This is a genomic window from Klebsiella sp. Lac1 (genome assembly GCF_009825425.1).
GTDB lineage: Bacteria > Pseudomonadota > Gammaproteobacteria > Enterobacterales > Enterobacteriaceae > Klebsiella > Klebsiella electrica.
The window spans coordinates 2,413,714-2,434,806 of the sequence record NZ_VJZJ01000001.1; the positions used below are offsets into that span (position 1 = coordinate 2,413,714).

18 protein-coding genes are annotated in these 21,093 nt (G+C 55.5%); 8 read left to right on the plus strand and 10 right to left on the minus strand.

Annotated elements, in window-relative coordinates; all coding sequences use genetic code 11:
- Positions 1-72: 72 nt before the first annotated feature.
- Positions 73-1,251, plus strand: coding sequence for a formate-dependent phosphoribosylglycinamide formyltransferase (gene purT, locus FNY10_RS11850; protein ID WP_141964337.1), 1,179 nt, complete (start codon positions 73-75; stop codon positions 1,249-1,251).
- Positions 1,252-1,313: 62 nt separating this feature from the next.
- Here the strand turns inward: purT and FNY10_RS11855 are convergent, their stop codons facing one another.
- The 3 genes from FNY10_RS11855 to zwf all read right to left on the minus strand — a co-directional run bounded on the left by FNY10_RS11855 (position 1,314) and on the right by zwf (position 5,503).
- Complete coding sequence (locus tag FNY10_RS11855; RefSeq protein ID WP_100682312.1) at positions 1,314-1,955, minus strand: bifunctional 4-hydroxy-2-oxoglutarate aldolase/2-dehydro-3-deoxy-phosphogluconate aldolase; 642 nt, start codon at positions 1,953-1,955, stop codon at positions 1,314-1,316.
- Positions 1,956-1,994: 39 nt separating this feature from the next.
- Positions 1,995-3,806: a phosphogluconate dehydratase gene (gene edd, locus FNY10_RS11860; RefSeq protein ID WP_032686931.1), complete on the minus strand. Its 1,812-nt coding sequence runs from the start codon at positions 3,804-3,806 to the stop codon at positions 1,995-1,997.
- Positions 3,807-4,027: 221 nt separating this feature from the next.
- Positions 4,028-5,503 (minus strand): glucose-6-phosphate dehydrogenase, encoded by a 1,476-nt coding sequence (gene zwf, locus FNY10_RS11865; protein ID WP_100682311.1) that lies wholly within the window; start codon positions 5,501-5,503, stop codon positions 4,028-4,030.
- A 319-nt stretch (positions 5,504-5,822) separates the two neighbouring features.
- Between zwf and FNY10_RS11870 the strand changes: the two genes are divergently transcribed.
- Positions 5,823-6,728, plus strand: coding sequence for a MurR/RpiR family transcriptional regulator (locus tag FNY10_RS11870; protein WP_160704991.1), 906 nt, complete (start codon positions 5,823-5,825; stop codon positions 6,726-6,728).
- A 126-nt stretch (positions 6,729-6,854) separates the two neighbouring features.
- Complete coding sequence (pyk, locus tag FNY10_RS11875; RefSeq protein ID WP_100682309.1) at positions 6,855-8,297, plus strand: pyruvate kinase; 1,443 nt, start codon at positions 6,855-6,857, stop codon at positions 8,295-8,297.
- Positions 8,298-8,358: 61 nt separating this feature from the next.
- On the opposite strand, the gene FNY10_RS11880 is transcribed toward pyk, so the two are convergent.
- Entirely contained in the window at positions 8,359-9,702 is a 1,344-nt protein-coding gene (locus FNY10_RS11880; protein ID WP_141964336.1) for a 2-hydroxycarboxylate transporter family protein, read from the minus strand.
- A gap of 424 nt (positions 9,703-10,126) precedes the next feature.
- Here FNY10_RS11880 and FNY10_RS11885 point away from each other — a divergent pair, with 424 nt between their 5' ends.
- From FNY10_RS11885 to dcuR, 3 genes are all read left to right on the plus strand, one after another.
- A complete protein-coding gene (locus tag FNY10_RS11885) occupies positions 10,127-11,074 on the plus strand; it encodes an AEC family transporter (protein WP_100682307.1) in 948 nt (315 codons plus the stop codon).
- 73 nt (positions 11,075-11,147) lie between these two features.
- On the plus strand, positions 11,148-12,833 hold the full coding sequence (locus tag FNY10_RS11890; RefSeq protein ID WP_131050319.1) for an NAD-dependent malic enzyme: 1,686 nt from the start codon (positions 11,148-11,150) through the stop codon (positions 12,831-12,833).
- 79 nt (positions 12,834-12,912) lie between these two features.
- Positions 12,913-13,629 (plus strand): two-component system response regulator DcuR, encoded by a 717-nt coding sequence (gene dcuR / locus FNY10_RS11895; RefSeq protein ID WP_160704992.1) that lies wholly within the window; start codon positions 12,913-12,915, stop codon positions 13,627-13,629.
- A gap of 54 nt (positions 13,630-13,683) precedes the next feature.
- Here dcuR and lpxM read toward each other — a convergent pair whose 3' ends face one another.
- The 3 genes from lpxM to znuA all read right to left on the minus strand — a co-directional run bounded on the left by lpxM (position 13,684) and on the right by znuA (position 17,129).
- Positions 13,684-14,658, minus strand: coding sequence for a lauroyl-Kdo(2)-lipid IV(A) myristoyltransferase (lpxM, locus tag FNY10_RS11900; RefSeq protein WP_100682304.1), 975 nt, complete (start codon positions 14,656-14,658; stop codon positions 13,684-13,686).
- Positions 14,659-14,849: 191 nt separating this feature from the next.
- Entirely contained in the window at positions 14,850-16,169 is a 1,320-nt protein-coding gene (mepM, locus tag FNY10_RS11905; RefSeq protein ID WP_160704993.1) for a murein DD-endopeptidase MepM, read from the minus strand.
- Positions 16,170-16,184: 15 nt separating this feature from the next.
- Entirely contained in the window at positions 16,185-17,129 is a 945-nt protein-coding gene (znuA, locus tag FNY10_RS11910; protein WP_100682302.1) for a zinc ABC transporter substrate-binding protein ZnuA, read from the minus strand.
- A 78-nt stretch (positions 17,130-17,207) separates the two neighbouring features.
- On the opposite strand from znuA, the gene znuC reads away from it, so the two are divergent.
- Positions 17,208-17,960: a zinc ABC transporter ATP-binding protein ZnuC gene (gene znuC / locus FNY10_RS11915; protein WP_131050322.1), complete on the plus strand. Its 753-nt coding sequence runs from the start codon at positions 17,208-17,210 to the stop codon at positions 17,958-17,960.
- Positions 17,960-18,745, plus strand: coding sequence for a zinc ABC transporter permease subunit ZnuB (znuB, locus tag FNY10_RS11920; RefSeq protein ID WP_131050323.1), 786 nt, complete (start codon positions 17,960-17,962; stop codon positions 18,743-18,745). Before znuC ends, znuB begins: the two co-directional genes overlap by 1 nt.
- A gap of 92 nt (positions 18,746-18,837) precedes the next feature.
- On the opposite strand, the gene ruvB is transcribed toward znuB, so the two are convergent.
- The 3 genes from ruvB to ruvC all read right to left on the minus strand — a co-directional run bounded on the left by ruvB (position 18,838) and on the right by ruvC (position 21,069).
- Positions 18,838-19,848: a Holliday junction branch migration DNA helicase RuvB gene (gene ruvB / locus FNY10_RS11925; protein WP_100682299.1), complete on the minus strand. Its 1,011-nt coding sequence runs from the start codon at positions 19,846-19,848 to the stop codon at positions 18,838-18,840.
- 8 nt (positions 19,849-19,856) lie between these two features.
- A complete protein-coding gene (gene ruvA, locus FNY10_RS11930; protein WP_160704994.1) occupies positions 19,857-20,468 on the minus strand; it encodes a Holliday junction branch migration protein RuvA in 612 nt (203 codons plus the stop codon).
- 79 nt (positions 20,469-20,547) lie between these two features.
- A complete protein-coding gene (gene ruvC / locus FNY10_RS11935; protein ID WP_100682297.1) occupies positions 20,548-21,069 on the minus strand; it encodes a crossover junction endodeoxyribonuclease RuvC in 522 nt (173 codons plus the stop codon).
- Positions 21,070-21,093 lie beyond the last annotated feature (24 nt).

Consider the following 21,093-nt stretch of genomic DNA (forward strand, 5'->3'; position numbering starts at 1 on the left):
ACAGCCGTAAAGACAGACGCAAACGTTTTCGTTTATAATGCGACGCATGTTTTTTTACTGTGGAAAAGAGTCATGACGTTATTAGGCACAGCGCTGCGTCCGGCAGCGACGCGAGTGATGTTGTTAGGTTCCGGCGAACTGGGTAAAGAAGTCGCTATTGAGTGCCAACGGCTGGGTATTGAGACTATCGCGGTCGACCGCTATCCCGACGCGCCGGCCATGCAGGTGGCGCACCGTTCGCACGTCATCAACATGTTGCACGGTGAAACGCTGCGCGCGCTGATTGCGCAAGAAAAGCCCGATTTTATCGTGCCGGAAATTGAAGCCATCGCCACGGATATGCTGGTGGAGCTGGAGCAGGCCGGGCAGAAAGTCGTCCCCACCGCTCGTGCGGCGAAACTGACCATGAATCGCGAAGGTATTCGCCGTCTGGCCGCAGAGGAGCTGCAGCTTCCCACCTCGGCATACCGCTTTGCCGACAGCGAAGAGACCTTTCGCGAAGCCGTCGCGGAGATTGGCCTGCCCTGTATCGTGAAGCCGGTCATGAGCTCTTCGGGTAAAGGCCAGAGCTTTATTCGTCACTCTGATCAGTTGGCAGAGGCCTGGCGCTACGCGCAACAAGGCGGTCGCGCTGGCGCCGGTCGGGTTATCGTCGAGGGAGTGGTCAATTTCGATTTTGAAATTACCCTGCTTACCGTCAGCGCGATCGATGGCGTCCATTTCTGTGCGCCGGTCGGCCATCGCCAGGAGGATGGCGATTACCGCGAATCCTGGCAGCCGCAGCAGATGAGCGAGCAGGCGCTGGTCCGCGCGCAGGAGATTGCCAGCAAAGTCGTACTGGCGCTCGGCGGCTACGGTCTGTTTGGCGTGGAGCTGTTCGTCTGCGGCGATGAGGTTATCTTCAGTGAAGTCTCCCCTCGCCCGCACGACACCGGGATGGTAACGCTGATTTCCCAGGACCTCTCGGAATTTGCCCTGCACGTTCGTGCTTTCCTCGGCCTGCCGGTTGGCGCGATCCGCCAGTATGGCCCGGCGGCCTCCGCGGTCATTCTGCCGCAGCTCACCAGCCAGAACGTCACCTTTAGCAATCTTCAGGGCGCGGTAGGCGCGGGACTCCAGCTGCGTCTGTTCGGTAAACCGGAGATTGACGGTTCTCGTCGGCTGGGCGTCACGCTGGCCGTCGCCGATAGCGTCGATGAGGCGGTGGCGCGCGCGAAAGCCGCCGCGTCGGCCGTGCTGGTTCAGGGATAAAAAAAACCCGGTCGCGTCAACGCGATCGGGTCTGGACTTCGCGATTGTTCAGGGCGTGAAAATTACTTCGCGCCTTCAACCGCTTCGCGAGCAATTTTGGTAATACGCGCGTAATCGCCGGCTTCCAGCGCATCCGCCGGAACCAGCCAGGAACCGCCGATGCACAGCACGCTGTTCAGCGCCAGATAGTCGCGGTAGTTCGCCGGAGAGATCCCGCCAGTCGGGCAGAAACGGATATGCGCGAACGGACCGCCAATCGCCTGCAGCGCTTTTACGCCGCCGTTAGCTTCTGCCGGGAAGAATTTGAACTCTTTCAGGCCATACTGCATGCCCAGCATCAGTTCGGAGACGGTGCTGATCCCCGGGATCAGCGGGATGGTCCCTTCTTCAGTCGCCGCTTTCAGCAGGGATTCGGTCAGACCCGGGCTGATAGCAAACTGCGCGCCAGCCTCGGTGACCGCTTTCAGCTGCTCTACGTTTGTGACGGTACCTGCGCCGACAATCGCCTCCGGCACTTCTTTCGCAATCGCGCGGATCGCATCAAGTGCGCATGCGGTACGTAGCGTGACTTCCAGTACGCGTACGCCGCCGGCAACCAGCGCTTTGGCCATCGGCACAGCGTGTTCCAGCTTTTTCACCACGATCACCGGGACAACCGGGCCGTTGGTGAGGATTGCTTCTGCAGTTGTTTTCCAGTTTTTCATCAGAGTTTCTCTCTCGCCAGATCTACAAATTGTATCGTCTTAAAAAGTGATGCAGGTTGCGCCCTGTTCTGCTCCGGAGAGTTTCTCACGCAGCGCTGCAAACATTTCCCTGCCGCTCCCGACGCGCGAACCGCTGAGGTCAGGAACATGCGGCTGGCGTGCCGCCAGTTCAGCGTCATCCACCAGCAGCGTCAGTTCGCCCGTCTGCCCGTTAACGCGGATGATGTCGCCATCACGTACTTTTGCCAGCAGCCCGCCATCGTACGCTTCAGGCGTAACGTGGATTGCTGACGGGACCTTGCCTGATGCACCAGAGAGTCGGCCATCGGTCACCAGCGCAATTTTGAAACGGCGGTCCAATAATACACCAAGTGGCGGCATAAGTTTATGTAATTCTGGCATGCCGTTCGCTTTTGGCCCCTGATGGCGAACAACCACCACACAATCCTTGTCCAGCATGCCAGCTTCGAAAGCAGGCAAGACGTCGTGCTGGCTTTCAAACACCACCGCTGGCGCTTCAATGATCTGGTTCTCAACCGGTACGGCCGAGGTTTTCATCACCGCGCGCCCGAGGTTGCCACTGAGCACTTTCGTCCCGCCATGGCGAGAGAATGGCTTGTCGAAAGTGGCAATAACCTGATCGTCTAAAGGCGCCGTCGCCCCTTCGCGCCAGTCCAGCTCGCCGTTATTCAGCCACGGCTCCATGGTGTAACGGGAGAGACCAAAACCGGCCACGGTGTTGACATCTTCGTGCAGCAGGCCGCCTTTGAGCAGCTCACGTACCAGCACCGGTACGCCGCCCGCGGCCTGGAAGTGGTTAATATCCGCCGGGCCGTTCGGGTAAAGGCGCGCCAGCAGCGGCACAACGTCGGAGAGATCGGAGAAATCATCCCAGTTAATGATAATCCCCGCCGCGCGAGCCATCGCCACCAGGTGCATTGTATGGTTGGTCGACCCGCCGGTTGCCAGCAGCGCAACGATCCCGTTGACCACCACTTTCTCATCAAACATTTTGCCTAACGGCATCCATTCATTGCCGTTACCGGTCATGCGTGTCACCTGCCGTGCGGCGGCGGCGGTCAGCGCCTGGCGCAGTTCGGCATCCGGATGCACAAACGACGAGCCCGGGAGCTGCATGCCCATAAACTCCACCACCATCTGGTTGGTGTTTGCCGTACCGTAAAATGTGCAGGTACCCGGCGCGTGGTAGGACGCCGCTTCAGATTCCAGCAGCGCCATACGATCGACTTTCCCCTCGGCATACAGCTGGCGGATACGGACTTTTTCTTTATTTGGCAGACCGCTGGCCATCGGGCCAGACGGTACGAACACTGACGGCAGGTGGCCGAAGGAGAGCGCGGCCATCGTCAGGCCGGGGACGATTTTGTCACATACGCCCAGATACAGCGCGCCGTCGAACATGTTATGCGACAGGCCGATAGCGGCCGACATCGCAATCACTTCGCGGCTCAGGAGCGAGAGTTCCATCCCGTCCTGCCCTTGAGTGACACCGTCGCACATCGCCGGAACGCCCCCCGCGACCTGGCCTACCGCATTTACCGAATGCAGCGCTTTGCGAATGATATCCGGGTAATACTCATAGGGCTGGTGGGCGGACAGCATGTCGTTGTAAGAGGTAATAATGGCAATATTGTTACGCAACATGCTTTTCAGCGAGGCTTTATCGTCCGACTGACAGGCAGCAAAGCCGTGGGCGAGATTACCGCACGCCAGCTGTGCGCGATGGACGGTATCGGTCTTCGCCTGGTTAATCCGTGCGAGGTAGGCAGTGCGGGTATCGCGCGACCGTTCGATAATGCGATTTGTTACCCGTAACATTGTCGAATTCATAAAGGCTCCTGAATTTTTATCTGTCCGGCCACAGCATTTTAACAACTTCTTAAAAGGTGAAAGGCACCAATACTGCAGCTCAGCGGCAAAATATCTGTTCGCAGTGTAATAAAAAAAGCCCCGGGGGTGAATCCTCCCGGGGCTTAAAAGAGCAAAAATTATGCGACTTGCTGCGTCAGATCATGTTACCGGTAAAATAACCCATCCGGATAACATCCGCACTATTCAAATTCGTTCCAGGAACGACCGTCACGGGTGATCATCGCCACCGAAGCGACCGGTCCCCAGGTACCAGCCTGGTAAGGCTTCGGCGCATCGCGATCGGCAGCCCAGGCTTCAGTAATGGAGTCAACCCACTTCCACGCCTCTTCGACCTCATCGCGACGCACGAACAGCGCCTGGATACCGCGCATGGTTTCCAGCAGCAGACGTTCATAGGCATCCGCCAGGTGAGTCTGGTTGAAGGTTTCTGAATAGCTCAGGTCCAGCTTGGTTATCTGCAGATTGTGTTTGTGGTCAAGCCCCGGCACTTTGTTGAGTACCTGAATATCCACCCCCTCATCCGGCTGCAGACGAATCGTCAGCTTGTTCTGCGGCAGCTCCTGCCAGTTCTCTTTAAACAGGTTCAGCTCGGGGCTTTTGAAATACACCACCACTTCAGAGCATTTGGTCGGCAGACGTTTACCGGTACGCAGGTAGAACGGCACGCCGGCCCAGCGCCAGTTATCGATATCCACGCGGATAGCCACGAAGGTCTCGGTATTGCTGGATTTGTTCGCCCCCTCTTCTTCGAGGTAGCCCGGGACTTTTTTACCCTGGGCGAAGCCGGCGGTGTACTGACCGCGGACCGTTTTCTCACGCACGTTGGAACGGTCGATACGGCGCAGTGACTTCAGCACTTTTACTTTTTCATCGCGAATGCTGTCGGCAGTGAGGTCTGACGGCGGCGACATCGCTATCATGCACAGAATTTGCAGCAGGTGGTTCTGGATCATGTCGCGCATTTGCCCGGCCTGATCGAAGTAACCCCAGCGGCCTTCGATGCCCACTTCTTCCGCGACGGTGATTTCGACGTGGTCGATCGTGCGGCTGTCCCAGTTATTGACAAACAGGGAGTTCGCAAAGCGCAGCGCCAGCAGGTTGAGCACCGTTTCTTTGCCAAGATAATGGTCAATACGGTAAACCTGACACTCTTCAAAGAATTCGCCGACCTGGTCGTTGATCTCGCGAGAAGTATCCAGAGAGGTACCCAGCGGTTTTTCCATCACCACGCGCGCAGGTTTGGCGTTCAGTTTGGCTTCACCGAGGCCTTTGCAAATGGCACCAAAGGTGCTCGGCGGCATCGCGAAATAGTTGATGGTGACACGTTTTTCCTGATCCAGCATTTTGCCCAGACGGGAAAACGCTTTGGTATCGTTCACATCAAGGTTACAAAAATCCAGACGTCCGCTCAGGGTTTCCCACAAACCTTCATCAATCTTTTCCTTCATGAAGGTTTCAAGCGCCTCACGTACGACCCTGGTGTAAGCATCTTTATCCCAGTCAGCACGTCCGACCCCGATAATCCGGGTCTCCGGGTTGATCTGGCCAGCTTTTTCAAGCTGATACAGGGAAGGCAACAATTTACGACGCGCCAGGTCACCCTTAGCGCCGAAAATGACCAGATCGCATGCCTGGGCCGTTTGCGTTACCGCCATGTCATTCTCCTCAGTTGATAGACTGGTGCTTATGCCAGGCTATATTTGTAATTTTCTTACACTACACTGTACTGTGTTTACGAACTTCCCGAAACCCTCAGGCCGCCATTCCCGACGTTAAACCGCACGTGGCGAAAACTTCCGATGACTATTCAGGCAAACGGCCAGACTTGTTCGTTCTTACGACCGGTTTCAGGTTAATAAAATACGACTCTGATCATGTAATGAAAAAAAACAACATTTTTTAACGTTATTCTTCCCCGCTTGTCATAACGGAGAGGTATATTCTTGCTAAAACGCCTGATGATTTCATCCATTAATGAAATCGCTTCCACTGATGAGCGCTCCGTTACCCATGAACATGCTGGAAAAAATCCAGTCCCGACTGGAACACCTTAGCAAATCCGAACGCAAAGTGGCGGAAGTCATTCTTGCTACGCCTGCTCAGGCGATTCATTCAAGCATTGCGGCCCTGGCGCTGGAGGCGGGCGTCAGCGAACCGACCGTTAACCGCTTTTGCCGGAGCCTGGAAACCCGCGGCTTTCCCGATTTTAAACTTCACCTGGCACAAAGCCTGGCACACGGTACTCTCTATGTTAACCGCAATGTCGATGAAGACGACAGCGTAGAGTCCTATACGGGAAAAATTTTCGCGTCCGCCATGGCCAGTTTAGATCAGGTCCACCACTCTCTCGATATGTCAGCGGTGAATCGCGCCGTCGACCTTCTGACGCAGGCCAAGAAAATTGCCTTCTTTGGCCTCGGCTCTTCGGCCGCCGTCGCGCATGACGCCATGAACAAATTTTTCCGTTTTAACGTTCCGGTTATCTACTCCGACGACATTGTCCTGCAACGCATGAGTTGTATGAATTGCAATGATGATGACGTGGTCGTGATTATCTCACATACTGGCCGGACGAAAAGCCAGGTCGAACTGGCGCGGTTGGCGCGTGAAAACGATGCCATGGTCATCGCCATTACATCACCGGGGACCCCGCTGGCGCGAGAGGCGACGTTGTCGATTACGCTTGATGTCCCCGAAGATACGGATATCTATATGCCCATGGTTTCACGTCTTGCCCAGTTGACGGTGATAGATGTGCTGGCCACCGGCTTTACCCTCCGTCGGGGAGCGAAATTCAGAGATAACTTGAAGAGGGTCAAGGAAGCATTGAAAGAATCGCGTTTTGATAAAGAACTGCCTGTACACAGCGATAACCCATAAAACTTGATAATTAGGTAGTGACCCATTACACCTTCGGTTACGTTCCGGCATAGCGACATTGCTGGCCGGCACAGCCGATTCCATGTTCACGCAACACCAAAGTTGTTTTAGTCAACGGAGTATTACATGTCCAGAAGGCTTCGCAGAACCAAAATCGTAACGACCTTAGGCCCGGCAACCGATCGTGATAACAACCTTGAAAAGGTGATCGCCGCAGGCGCTAACGTAGTACGTATGAACTTCTCTCACGGTACCCCGGAAGATCATCAGATGCGGGCGGATAAAGTCCGTCAAATCGCGGCAAAACTGGGCCGTCATGTGGCCATCCTGGGCGATCTGCAAGGCCCCAAAATTCGCGTTTCCACCTTCAAAGAAGGTAAAATTTTTCTTAATATCGGCGACAAATTCCTGCTTGATGCAGAGCTGGCTAAAGGCGAAGGCGACAAAGAGAAAGTCGGTATTGATTATAAAGGCCTGCCGGCGGACGTCGTGCCTGGCGATATCCTGCTGCTGGACGATGGCCGCGTACAGCTGAAAGTGGTCGAAGTTCGGGGTCTGAAAGTGTTCACCGAGGTCACCGTCGGCGGACCGCTGTCAAACAATAAAGGCATCAACAAACTGGGTGGCGGCCTGTCCGCTGAAGCGCTGACGGAGAAAGACAAAGCGGACATCGTCACCGCGGCGAAAATCGGCGTTGATTACCTGGCCGTCTCCTTCCCACGCTGTGGCGAAGACCTGAACTATGCCCGCCGTCTGGCGCGCGAAGCCGGTTGCGATGCCAGTATCGTGGCGAAAGTCGAGCGTGCGGAAGCGGTTTGCGATCAGGACGCGATGGACGATGTTATTCTGGCCTCTGACGTCGTGATGGTTGCCCGTGGCGACCTTGGCGTTGAAATCGGCGACCCGGAACTGGTGGGTATTCAGAAAGCGCTGATCCGCCGCGCCCGTCAGTTGAACCGTTCGGTCATCACCGCGACTCAGATGATGGAGTCGATGATTACTAACCCGATGCCAACCCGCGCGGAAGTCATGGACGTCGCCAACGCCGTCCTCGACGGTACCGATGCCGTGATGCTCTCAGCGGAAACCGCCGCTGGCCAGTATCCGTCGGAAACCGTGGCCGCGATGGCGCGCGTCTGTCTGGGCGCAGAAAAAATCCCGACCCTCAACGTGTCCAAGCACCGCCTGGATGTCCAGTTCGACAACGTTGAAGAGGCGATTGCCATGTCAGCGATGTATGCGGCGAACCACCTGAAAGGCGTCACCGCGATCATCACCATGACCGAGTCGGGTCGTACCGCGCTGATGACTTCACGCATTAGCTCTGGCCTGCCCATTTTCGCCCTCTCCCGCCATGAACATACCCTGAACCTGACCGCCTTGTATCGCGGCGTAACGCCGGTTTACTTCGACAGCACCAACGACGGCGTCGCTGCGGCGCACGATGCGGTGAACCTGCTGCGCGATAAAGGCTATCTGGTTTCGGGTGACCTCGTTATCGTCACTCAGGGTGACGTCATGAGCACCATCGGCAGCACCAACACCACGCGTATTCTGACCGTCGAGTAATACCGCCCCCATCGTGCCCCCTACCTGCCAGCCTGATGCTGGCAGGTTTTTTTATCCTTAATCAGACAATCCAGCTCAGCAGCAGCGTCGCCGCGATCACCGTTGAAGCACCGCCAATACGGGTGGCAATCTGTGCAAACGGCATCAGCGACATGCGATTCGATGCCGAGAGTATCGCCACATCCCCGGTGCCGCCCAGCCCGCTGTGGCAACTGGTGACGATCGCCGCTTCAACGGGATACATATTCAACCGGGAAGCGATGAAAAACCCGCTCAACGCCATGGCAATGACGATGGAACCGCACACGACGACATAGCCGATGGAGAAGACGGAAACCACGCTCTCCAGCGGGACATACAGCATTCCAAGACCGATCATCAGCGGCCAGACGAGAGCTGCGGAGACGAATTTGTAGCAGCTGTGCGCCCCCAGCTCCATCGCGGCGGGGATAATTTTGCTGTATTTGCACAGGACGGCGGCCAGAATCATCAATACCGGTCCCGGAATATGCAGCACTTTCTCCAGCAACCCGCCAACGATGAAAAATGCGCAGATCATTAACAACCCGGCTCCCATCAGCTGGAAGTCGGTGGACTGCCCTCCCTGCGACTGCGAGAAAACGTGGTTATCATCATGGCTACGAATCAACATGCCGTCGCCGGACAGCGCCGGGCGGCGGACACCCAGGCGTGCCAGAAAGCCCGCGCAGATGATGGCGAAAATGTTCCCTACTACCGCGGCAGGTGCCAGCTGCGCGACATACACGTCCGGCGTTTGCCCGAGGATCGCAGAATATGCCAGCGACAGCGGCAGGATCCCTTCCCCAATGCCGCCGCCGATAATCGGCACAATAATAAAGAAGAAGGTATGGTATATGCTGTAGCCGAACAGGCTCCCCACCAGCAGACCCGTCGCGATCGCCGCCCCGGTCCCCACAATCAGCGGAACGAACATGCGCACCATACCCTGAATAAGAATGGTTCTGTTCATGCCCAGAATACTGCCGACCACCAGGCAGGCGATGACAAAATAGAGTAAATTGGCCTCTTTCATCAACAGATGCACGGTGCTCAGCGTATGGGGATCAAACGCCCCGAAATAGACCAGTACCGACGGCATCATCAGACACAAAATGGCCGGGCCGCCGATATCTTTAAGCACCGGTACCATTCGCCCGATTTTGGCCAGAGCGAATCCGAGGGTCATGATGACCGCCAGTCCGCCAATCATATTCTTTGGCAGTAGTCCCGCCATTGCAGAGACAGCGACAATCGTCGCGATACCGACAAACAACGTTAAAGGTACGGCGCCGACGTCAACGTTGGAAACATTGGATAAGAAGCGTGGAGCTTGCCCGCTCGAGTGCGTTTGTTCTACCGGATGGTTGAGTGAATTATTTTTCATGTTTCACCTGCATTGTGATAGATGGCGTAGGGTCGTCGCGCAATATTAAAATTGCGCAGTCAAATAATAATAAAAAGCAAAAAATGAAGAGGTATTCGAATTAAAAACATAAAAACGGTAGCACAGGGCTTTCCGTTAAAAAAGAAAATAACAGACTGCGCTCACGACTTTGTGACTGAGTTAGAAAGTCCACTTTAAGTAATTTAAATTATCACGGCGTAGTTAAAGTTATTCATCACAACATTTAGTTATCCGCAACCATGAAAAACAAGGAGTTAATCGCTGAGGTCGCATTTGTAAGTAAAGTTCCCAAAGCGAAATTATTTAAACAACCGCCACTGTGATTTCAATCACCTTTCATACCATAGGGGATCGCTAGATTAAAAAACACAACGAACCCTACACACTATTTTCAGGATAATTTATGCCTACGCTGCTATTGCAATCATTGTTCCCATTAGTGTTTATCATGTTACTCGGTTGGCTCAGCGGTAAGTTAGGCTATACCCGTCGTGAAGACGCCTCGGTGTTAGCCACCGTCGTCATCCGGTTTGCTCTGCCCTTTCATCTTTTTATTGGGGCGTTAAATACCAACCCGGATAAAATTAAAAACTTCGCCTTTATGGCCGTATTAGTGATTGGCCTGATGGGGTCCTATTTTCTTACCCTGCTGATCTCGCGCTACGTTTTCCGCCATGATATCAAAACCAGCGCACTCCAGTCCCTGGTATGCGCATTTCCTGATATGGCCTATTTCGGCGCGCCGGTCCTTGCCGTCCTGATTGGGCCTGAAGGGTTTCTTGGCGTGCTTATCGGCAACTTAATCACCAGCGTCTTCATGATTCCCCTGACGATAATCCTGATTCGTATGGGCGATAAACATGCCGCTGATGATGGAGAGGATATTCATGCCGGTAAGCTGATTGCGCAAAACCTGATGAAGGCTATCAGAAACCCTATCGTCTGGATTCCCATCACCGGGGTGCTGCTGAGCCTTGCTGGCGTACAGCTGCCGCATATGCTCAGCATGCCGATTGAAATGGTCGGGAAAATTGCCGGCGGCCTGTCGCTGTTCGCGCTTGGTCTGCTGTTTTATGGAGAACGCCCGACGGTCAATATTCAGACCTGCACCAACATCAGTATTAAAAATCTGATTCAGCCCGCCATGATGGCCGTGGCAGGCCTGGCTTTCGGTCTTAGCCACACGCTGATGCAGCAGGTCATTATTATTGGCGCAACCCCTTCGGCCATCGCCGCCGGAATGTTTGCGCTACGCAGCGATACCTATATTGAACCGGCCTCATCCTCAATTTTACTCGGCACCGCCATTGGGGTGGTTACCGAAGGCATCATGATTTATTTAATTTCTTAACTGCCGTCCCCGGCGAAATAGTATTTACCGGGTTAAACCTGTATTTATTTAAACAATGTTCAGGAGTCACGAAATGTTAGCCAAAGAAACATTATATACCCCTTACAATGGCGCAGTTCTGCTGGAAAATCCGCTATTAAATAAAGGACTCGCTTTTACCGAGGGGGAAAGAACGGCTTTTAATCTTCAGGGATTACTGCCGCATAATGTCGAAACCATCGAAGAACAGACGGATCGCGCGTGGAAGCAGTTCAGTGAATTTAAGCGTGACATTTCCCGGCATATCTATCTGCGGAATATTCAGGATACTAACGAGACGCTCTTTTATCATTTGCTGCGCAGCCATATGAAAGAGATGCTGCCGGTCATTTATACGCCAACCGTTGGAGAAGCCTGCGAACACTTCTCCGAGATTTATCGCCGCGGGCGCGGTCTGTTTATTTCCTGGCCTAACCGCCATCACATTGATGAGATGCTGCAAAGCTTCTCCCGCAACGATATTCAGGTGATCGTCGTCACCGACGGCGAGCGTATTCTTGGTCTGGGCGATCAGGGGATCGGCGGGATGGGGATTCCGATTGGCAAACTCTCGCTGTATACCGCCTGCGGCGGCATTCATCCTGCATCGACGCTGCCTGTGATGCTCGATGTCGGAACCAACAATGCGAAGCACCTGGAAGACCCGCTGTATATGGGCTGGCGTCATCCGCGCATTAATGACGATCAGTATATGGAGTTTATGGATATGTTTGTCGATGCGGTAAAACGTCGCTGGCCGCATGTCCTGCTGCAATTTGAAGATTTTGCCCAGAAGAATGCCGGCCGCCTGCTTAAACGTTATCGCAACCAGCTGTGCTGCTTCAACGATGACATCCAGGGCACAGCCGCCGTCACCACCGGTACGCTGATTGCCGCCGCCGCAGTGGCGGGCACCCGTATACGCGACCAGCGGGTTGTTTTCCTCGGCGGCGGCTCCGCCGGCTGCGGGATTGCCGAAAAAATTATTGCGCTGATGGTGGATGATGGTTTGTCGGAGAAAGAAGCCCGCAACAAGGTCTTCATGGTCGATCGTTTTGGTTTACTGACCGACGAGATGCCCAATCTGCTCGATTTTCAGCAAAGCCTCGTGACGCCGCGAGACACCATTGCCCACTGGGATGTGACGTCTGCCAACCTGTCGTTGATGGATGTCGTGCGCAATGTGCACCCGACCGTACTCATTGGCGTCTCCGGCCAGCCGGGTCTGTTCAGTGAAGAGATTATCAAAGAAATGCATCGCCACTGCCCGCGGCCAATTGTGATGCCGCTCTCTAATCCGACCTCCCGTGCCGAAGCGCAGCCGAAAGAATTGCTCGAATGGACCCAGGGCAGCGCGCTGATCGCCACCGGTAGCCCGTTTGAACCGGTGTTTTGCCAGGGTGAGACCTATGATATCACGCAGTGCAACAACGCCTATATTTTCCCCGGTCTGGGGTTAGGTATCCTGGCGGTCAAAGCGGAGCGCGTCACCGAAGCCATGCTGATTACCTGCAGTAAAACGCTGGCGGCCCACTCGCCGTTAGCCACCACCGGCAAAGGCGGATTATTACCGGCGGTGGAAGATATTGAGATGATTTCCCGGGCCATCGCCCTTGATGTCGCCCTGGTGGCCCAGGCCGAAGGCGTCGCCGCCAAACTCAGCGAGGAAGAGCTGATCGCCAATATTGATAAAACGTTCTGGCACGCGCGTTACACCTCCTATAAGCGTTCATCGCTGTAGCCACACCGTCCTTCATTAAACCTGCGGGAAGCATCCAGACGTCGACTCCCATGCTTCCCGATAGTCTAAGGAACCGCGCATGTTCAATGTGCTTATTGTGGATGATGATTCGATGGTTGCGGAGCTGAACCGGCTGTTTATCAGCCGGGTCGCCGACTTTCGCTGCTGCGGTATCGCCTCAACGCTGGGGGAAGCCGAGCAGATGCTGAATCATACGCCCGCGATCGATTTAGTCCTGCTGGATGTGTATATGCAGCAAGAGAGTGGGCTGGATCTGCTGCCCACCCTACGTACCAGCGCCCGCAGCATCGATGCAATCATGATTACGTCCGCCGCAGATGCGGCAACCGTCCAGACGGCGATGCACTATGGCGTGGTGGATTACTTAATTAAACCTTTTCAGTTCCCGCGCTTTGAAGAGGCGCTGCTGACATGGCGCAAACGACGCGAGCTGCAACACGCCAAATCCTGCTTCGAGCAGTCCGATGTTGACGATTTACTGCGCAGCGGTATTCAGCGCCCGGATAACACCCGCCGCTTACCTAAGGGATTAACGCCGCAAACGCTGCGCCTGGTGTGCCAATGGATTGATAGCCATCAGGAGAACGCTTTTTCAACCAATGAGATAGCCAACGCACTGCAAATCTCCAGAGTTTCGTGCCGTAAGTATTTAATCTGGCTGGAAAAGACGGGGATCCTCTTCACCAATAACCACTATGGTCTCACCGGCCGCCCGGAATACCGCTACCGGTTGATAAGCGAGCATATGGCTTTACTCCGACAATACAGCCAATGAACCCGCCAGGTTCATTGGCTCTCTGTGGCTGGGCCGGGAAGATGCAGGCAGGCGCTACTTCTTTCTCGCAAAGAGCTCTTTGCGCTGATAAGGCTCGATTTCCCCCGGTTTACGCGTCTTCAGCAATTTGAGGATCCAGGTATATTGCTCGGTATGCGGCTTGACGAAAATCTCGACCTCTTCATTCATTCGTCGCGCGATCGTGTGATCATCGGCATCCAGCAGATCATCCATCGGCGGACGCACCAGCACCGTCAGACGATGCGTTTTGCCATCATAAACCGGGAACAGCGGTACCACGCGCGCGCGGCAGACTTTCATCAACCGGCCAATCGCCGGCAGGGTGGCTTTATAGGTCGCGAAGAAATCGACGAACTCGCTGTGCTCGGCGCCGTGATCCTGGTCGGGCAAATAGTAGCCCCAGTAGCCCTGGCGGACCGACTGGATAAACGGTTTAATGCCGTCGTTGCGCGCATGCATACGCCCACCAAAGCGACGTCTGACGGTATTCCACACGTAGTCGAAGACCGGATTCCCCTGGTTATGGAACATTGCCGCCATTTTCTGACCGCCCGAAGCCATCAACATCGCCGGAATATCTACCCCCCAGGCGTGCGGCACCAGAAAGATCACCTTTTCGTTATTACGCTGCATCTCTTCGATGATCTCTTTGCCCTGCCAGTCGACGCGGGAGAGAACATGAGCCGGATCCCGCAGCCCCAGCTCGGCCATCATGACCATCGCCTGCGGCGCCGACATATACATTTCATCGATAATTGCCTCGCGCTCCTGCTCGCTCTTTTCCGGGAAGCAGTACAGCAGGTTTATCTGCGCACGACGGCGTGAGCTTTTCGCCAGCCGACCCACCGCACGTCCCAGTTTACCGAGGATCGGATCGCGAAAAGAGGGAGGCGTCAGGGCGATGCCGGCAAACGCAAAAACCCCCAGCCAGGCGCCCCAGTAGCGCGGGAGTAAAAAGGATTTGTCAAATTTTGGAATAAACTCAATATTATTTTTTTTCGTTTCCATGCCCAGTCCACAGCCGTACTGCATAAAAAAAGATAATGGGGGTAGTCCCGTCAAACCGCACCGTCAAACCGCAAGTTGCAGCCTCAGAAGCCGTAAGGCGACTTATTGTGGGTATAGTTTAGCGATACGACGGGGAACCTACAAAAGAAAAAGCCGGCGCGCGACAGGCACCGGCTTGCATTGAGATCCTGCTAGTCAAACCGCAGCTGCGGCATAACCTCTTTGACCTGCGCCAGGTAATCGGTGCGATCGGAACCGCTCAACCCTTCGGTACGCGGCAGTTTCGCCGTTAATGGGTTCACGGCCTGCTGGTTAATCCACACCTCATAGTGCAGGTGCGGGCCGGTAGAACGACCGGTGTTACCTGACAGCGCAATACGATCGCCGCGTTTCACTTTCTGCCCCGGTTTCACCAGCAGTTTACGCAGATGCATATAGCGGGTGGTATAGGTACGACCATGGCGTACGGCCACATAGTATCCCGCCGCGCCGCTGCGCTTAGCCACCACGACCTCACCATCGCCGACCGCAAGAACCGGCGTCCCCTGCGGCATCGCAAAATCGACGCCGCGGTGCGGGGCCACGCGCCCGGTCACCGGATTCAGACGACGCGGATTAAAGTTCGATGAGACGCGGAACTGGCGCGCCGTCGGGAAGCGCATAAAGCCCTTCGCCAGACCGGTACCGTTGCGATCGTAGAACTTGCCGTCCTCCGCGCGAATCGCGTAATAATCCTTGCCCTCTGAGCGCAAACGCACGCCCAGCAGCTGGCTCTGTTCCCGTTTACCGTCAAGCATTTCGCGCGACATCAGTACCGAGAACTCATCGCCTTTTTTCAGCTTGCGGAAGTCCATCTGCCACTGCATCGCTCTGATCACTGCGCTCACTTCCGTGCTGGTCAGCCCGGCTTCACGAGCGCTGGCGACAAAGCTTGCGCCCACGATGCCTTTCAGCACGTTGTTGACCCAGTCCCCTTTCTGCTGCTCGCTGCTCATTTTAAAGCCGTTCGCGACCCGGTCATAGGTGCGGGTTTCACGGCGCGACATTTCCCATGTCAGGCTTTGCAAATCCCCTTCTGCCGTTAAGGTCCACGAAAGCTGTTGGCCGATTTTCAGGTTTCGCAACTCTTTGTCGGCGGAGGAGAGCTGGGCGATATCGCCCATATCAATACCGTACTGGTTGAGGATGCTGCTCAGCGTATCGCCGGTGGAGACCACGTATTCGTGGCCGCCTGATTCGCTATCGGCTTTATCATCAAGTTCATCTTGAGGAATGGCTTCTTCTTCCTGCGGCGCCTGGTCGATAGGCTCGGAGGCTTCCGGCAGCAGTGAGCGGATTTCGCTTTTTTCCAGCTCGATAGTCCTGACGATAGGGGCGGATTCCGGATGGTAGATATAGGGTCGCCAGACGGCGACCGCTAATGTCAGAACGCTCAACGACCCCAGCATGACGCGATGAGGTCGTGGCAAATTGTTGAATGCCTGAGAGACAGCGCGGGCTATCTGTTGCACGTATTCACTTCCTCGTTAATCTCCTTTCAGGCAGCTCGAATACTGTTTCGCCAGTTGGTCGAGGAACTGCGGGTAGCTTTCTTTACCCAGCTTAATTCCGCTACCGAGAGGGTCCAGAGTTCCCATGCGCACAGAGGTGCCTCTGGCAACAGCTTCTATAACGGCTGGCCTGAACTGTGGCTCAGCAAAAACGCACGTCGCTTTTTGCTCAACCAGCTGTGTTCTGATTTCGTGTAAACGCTGCGCACCGGGCTGTATTTCAGGGTTTACGGTAAAATGCCCCAGCGAGGTCAGACCGTAGTGTTTTTCAAAGTAGCCATAGGCATCATGAAAAACGAAATACCCTTTGCCTTTCAGCGGTGCGAGCTCGTTACTCACCTGCTTATCGGTTGAGGCTAAATTTTCCTCAAATTCTTTCAGGTTGGCGTCAAGTCTGGCTCGACTCTGCGGCATAAGTTCCAATAATTTATCGTGGATTGCAACCGCTGAAAGCCGCGCTATCTCTGGGGATAACCATAGATGCATATTGTAAACACCATGATGGTGATCGCCGTCACTATTTTCCCCTGCGGCGTGTTCATGGCCATGATCGTCATCGTCGTCATCCGCCCCTTTCATGAGCAACGGTTTCACGCCGGCAAGCTCAGCGATGGTCACCTTTTTATTCGCCGCAATGCTTTGCGTTGACTTGTCCATGAACGCTTCCATCTCTGGACCAATCCAGACCACTAAGTCTGCGTTCTGTAAGCGTTTTGCATCAGAAGGACGCAGTGAATAATCATGCTCTGAGGCTCCGTCAGGCAGGAGCACCTGCGTCTGCGTAACGCCATCAGCGATAGCGGAAGCGATAAAGCCTAAGGGTTTCATTGAGGTAACCACGGCGGCATTTGCCGCAGAAGTCTGAGCGAACAAAAAAACGGCGCTAAGTCCAGCGCAAAGAAGCGTATTTTTATGTAACATAATGCGTCTAGTCATCGTAATGAATGAGAAAGATGTGATATTATAACATTCACTAGCTTGTGCAACCCCTAATTTGACATGACAAATCTTGTAACTCTTGAAAACGTCTCGGTCGCCTTCGGCCAACGACGCGTACTGTCTGACATTTCGCTGACGCTAAAGCCCGGCAAAATTTTGACCTTACTCGGCCCTAATGGCGCAGGTAAATCCACGCTTGTGCGGGTGGTTCTTGGCCTCGTAGCACCGACGGACGGTGTTATCAAGCGCGAGAATCATCTGCGGATTGGCTACGTCCCGCAAAAATTGCATCTTGACGCCACGATGCCGCTGACCGTCAGCCGATTCATGCGCTTACGTCCCGGCACCCGCCAGCAGGATATCCTGCCAGCGCTGAAACGTGTGCAGGCCGGACACCTGATTGAAGCGCCGATGCAAAAACTCTCCGGTGGCGAGACCCAGCGCGTGCTGCTGGCCCGGGCCCTGCTCAACCAGCCGCAACTGCTGGTGCTGGATGAACCCACGCAGGGCGTCGACGTTAACGGCCAGGTGGCCCTCTACGATCTGATAAACCAGTTGCGTCAGGAGCTTAATTGCTCGGTGCTGATGGTCTCCCACGACCTGCATCTGGTGATGGCGAAAACCGATGAGGTGCTGTGCCTGAATCAACATATTTGCTGCTCTGGCACCCCGGAAGTGGTCTCCATGCATCCGCAGTTTATCTCGATGTTTGGCCAGCGCGGAGCGGAACAGCTGGGAATTTATCGTCACCATCATAATCACCGCCATGACCTACAGGGGCGGATTGTACTGCGTAGGGGAAATGAGCGCTGATGATTGAACTCCTGTTACCCGGCTGGCTGGCCGGGATTATGCTTGCCTGTGCGGCAGGCCCGCTCGGGTCGTTTGTGGTCTGGCGCCGGATGTCCTATTTCGGCGACACCTTAGCTCACGCCTCTTTGCTTGGCGTGGCCTTCGGACTGCTGCTTAACGTCAATCCGTTTTATGCGGTGATCGCCGTGACCTTAATGCTGGCAGGCGGCCTGGTGTGGCTGGAAAAACGCCCGCATCTGGCGCTTGATACCTTACTGGGGATTATGGCGCACAGCGCGCTGTCGCTTGGCCTGGTGGTGGTCAGTCTGATGTCGAATATTCGCGTCGACCTGATGGCCTATCTGTTTGGCGATTTACTGGCGGTGACGCCGAAAGATTTGATCTCTATCGCCATTGGCGTGGTGATTGTGCTGACCATCCTGCTCTGGCAGTGGCGCAATCTGCTGTCGATGACCATCAGCCCCGATCTGGCGTTTGTCGATGGCGTAAAGCTACAGCGGGTGAAACTGCTGCTGATGCTGGTCACCGCGCTGACCATCGGCGTCGCCATGAAGTTCGTCGGCGCGTTGATTATTACCTCGCTGCTGATAATCCCTGCCGCGACGGCGCGCCGCTTTGCCCGCACGCCGGAGCAGATGGCTGCGACAGCCGTTGGCGTGGGCATTCTGGCAGTCAGCGGCGGGCTGACCTTCTCGGCGTTTTATGACACCCCCGCCGGCCCGTCCGTGGTGCTGTGCGCCGCGCTGCTGTTTATCTTCAGCATGATGAAAAAATCCGCAACCTGAGCCCCCTCTCCTCCCCGGTCACGGCGTGTCGACCGGGGCCGTCATCCCTGCCCGCTCGGGACGCGGCCATCGCGCCCCTGCCGGGCGCCAGGCTACGGCATCTCCGGCGGCGTGATGCCGAAGTGATTCCAGGCGCGTACCGTCGCCATGCGCCCGCGCGGCGTGCGCTGCAAAAAACCTTGCTGGATCAGATACGGTTCCAGAACGTCCTCGATAGTTTCCCGCTCTTCGCCAATCGCCGCCGCCAGGTTATCCAGGCCAACGGGACCGCCGAAGAATTTATCGATCACCGCCAGCAGAAGTTTGCGGTCCATATAGTCGAACCCTTCCGCATCAACATTGAGCATGTCCAGCGCCTGAGCGGCAATCTCCAGCGAAATGGTGCCATCATGGCGCACCTCGGCAAAGTCGCGCACCCGGCGCAGCAGGCGGTTAGCAATACGCGGCGTTCCGCGCGCGCGCCGGGCGACTTCCAGCGCGCCTTCGTCGCTCATATCCAGCCCCATGTAGCGAGCGCTGCGGCTGACAATATGCTGCAGGTCAGGAACCTGGTAAAACTCCAGGCGCTGTACAATACCGAAGCGGTCACGCAGCGGCGAGGTTAATGACCCCGCGCGCGTGGTGGCGCCAATCAGGGTAAACGGCGGCAGATCGATTTTTATAGAACGCGCCGCGGGCCCTTCGCCGATCATAATATCCAGCTGATAGTCTTCCATCGCCGGATACAGCACCTCCTCCACTACCGGTGAAAGGCGGTGTATTTCATCAATAAACAGCACGTCGTGGGGTTCGAGATTGGTGAGCATAGCGGCCAGGTCGCCCGCCTTCTCAAGCACCGGACCGGAGGTGGTGCGCAGGTTGACGCCCATCTCATTGGCGACGATATTCGCCAGCGTCGTTTTCCCCAACCCCGGCGGGCCAAAGATCAGCAGGTGATCGAGCGCATCGCCGCGCAGCTTTGCCGCCTGGATAAAAATCTCCATTTGCGAGCGCACCTGCGGCTGACCGACATACTCTGCCAGCAATTTCGGGCGGATTGCGCGGTCGGCCGTCTCTTCAAACCCGGCACTGTCTGCCGATACCAGCCTGTCTGCTTCAATCATCCCTTACCTCACAACGCGGCGCGGAGCGCTTCGCGAATTAGCGTTTCACTGTTGGCATCCGGGCGCGCGATTTTGCTTACCATCCGGCTGGCCTCCTGAGGTTTATAGCCCAGCGCCACCAGCGCAGCAACCGCTTCCTGCTCCGCGTCATCATCAGACGGGCCAGCAGGTGACGTCAGCACCAGATCCGCCGCCGGCGTAAACAGATCGCCGTGCAGACCTTTGAACCGGTCTTTCATTTCCACGATCAGACGCTCAGCGGTTTTCTTACCGATACCCGGCAGTTTCACCAGGGCCGCCAGCTCCTCACGCTCCACGGCGTTAACAAACTGCTGCGCCGACATACCGGAGAGAATCGCCAGCGCCAGCTTTGGCCCGACGCCGTTGGTTTTAATCAACTCTTTGAACAAGGTGCGTTCCTGCTTGTTATTAAAACCATACAGCAGCTGCGCATCTTCGCGAACGACAAAATGGGTAAAAACGGTGGCCTCGTTGCCCACATCCGGCAGTTCATAAAAACAGGTCATTGGCATATGTACTTCATAGCCCACGCCTCCCGTTTCCAGTAACACAAGCGGGGGTTGTTTTTCGAGAACGATGCCTCTGAGTCTGCCTATCACATGGAGCTCCTGCGTTAAGGGCTAAAGTATCTGCGGTATCATAAAAAAAGGCTGGATGAATATCCAGCCTGATTTGGGGTCATCGTAAGCGCCCACGCGCCAGATTGAGCCGCGTCTCGCTTATCTGAGCCACGTTCTGACTGACATGGCAGTGGGTAATGGCGATAGCCAGCGCATCCGCCGCGTCCGCCTGGGGGTTGGCGGGAAGCTTAAGCAACGTGCGCACCATGTGCTGCACCTGACTTTTTTCCGCGCTGCCGATGCCGACAACGGTTTGCTTAACCTGCCTCGCGGCATACTCAAACACCGGCAGGTCCTGATTCGTCGCCGCGACAATCGCCACGCCGCGCGCCTGCCCCAGCTTCAACGCTGAGTCGGCGTTTTTCGCCATAAATACCTGCTCAATGGCGAAATAGTCCGGCTGAAACTGGGTGATAATTTCCGTCACGCCAGCATAAATCAGCTTCAGGCGCGACGGTAAATCGTCAACTTTGGTCCGGATACAGCCGCTGCCAAGATAGCTCAGCTGCCGCCCGACCTGGCGAATCACGCCATAACCGGTAATGCGTGACCCCGGGTCAATACCGAGAATTATGGCCATCACGCACCTCCGGTTAGTGATTTA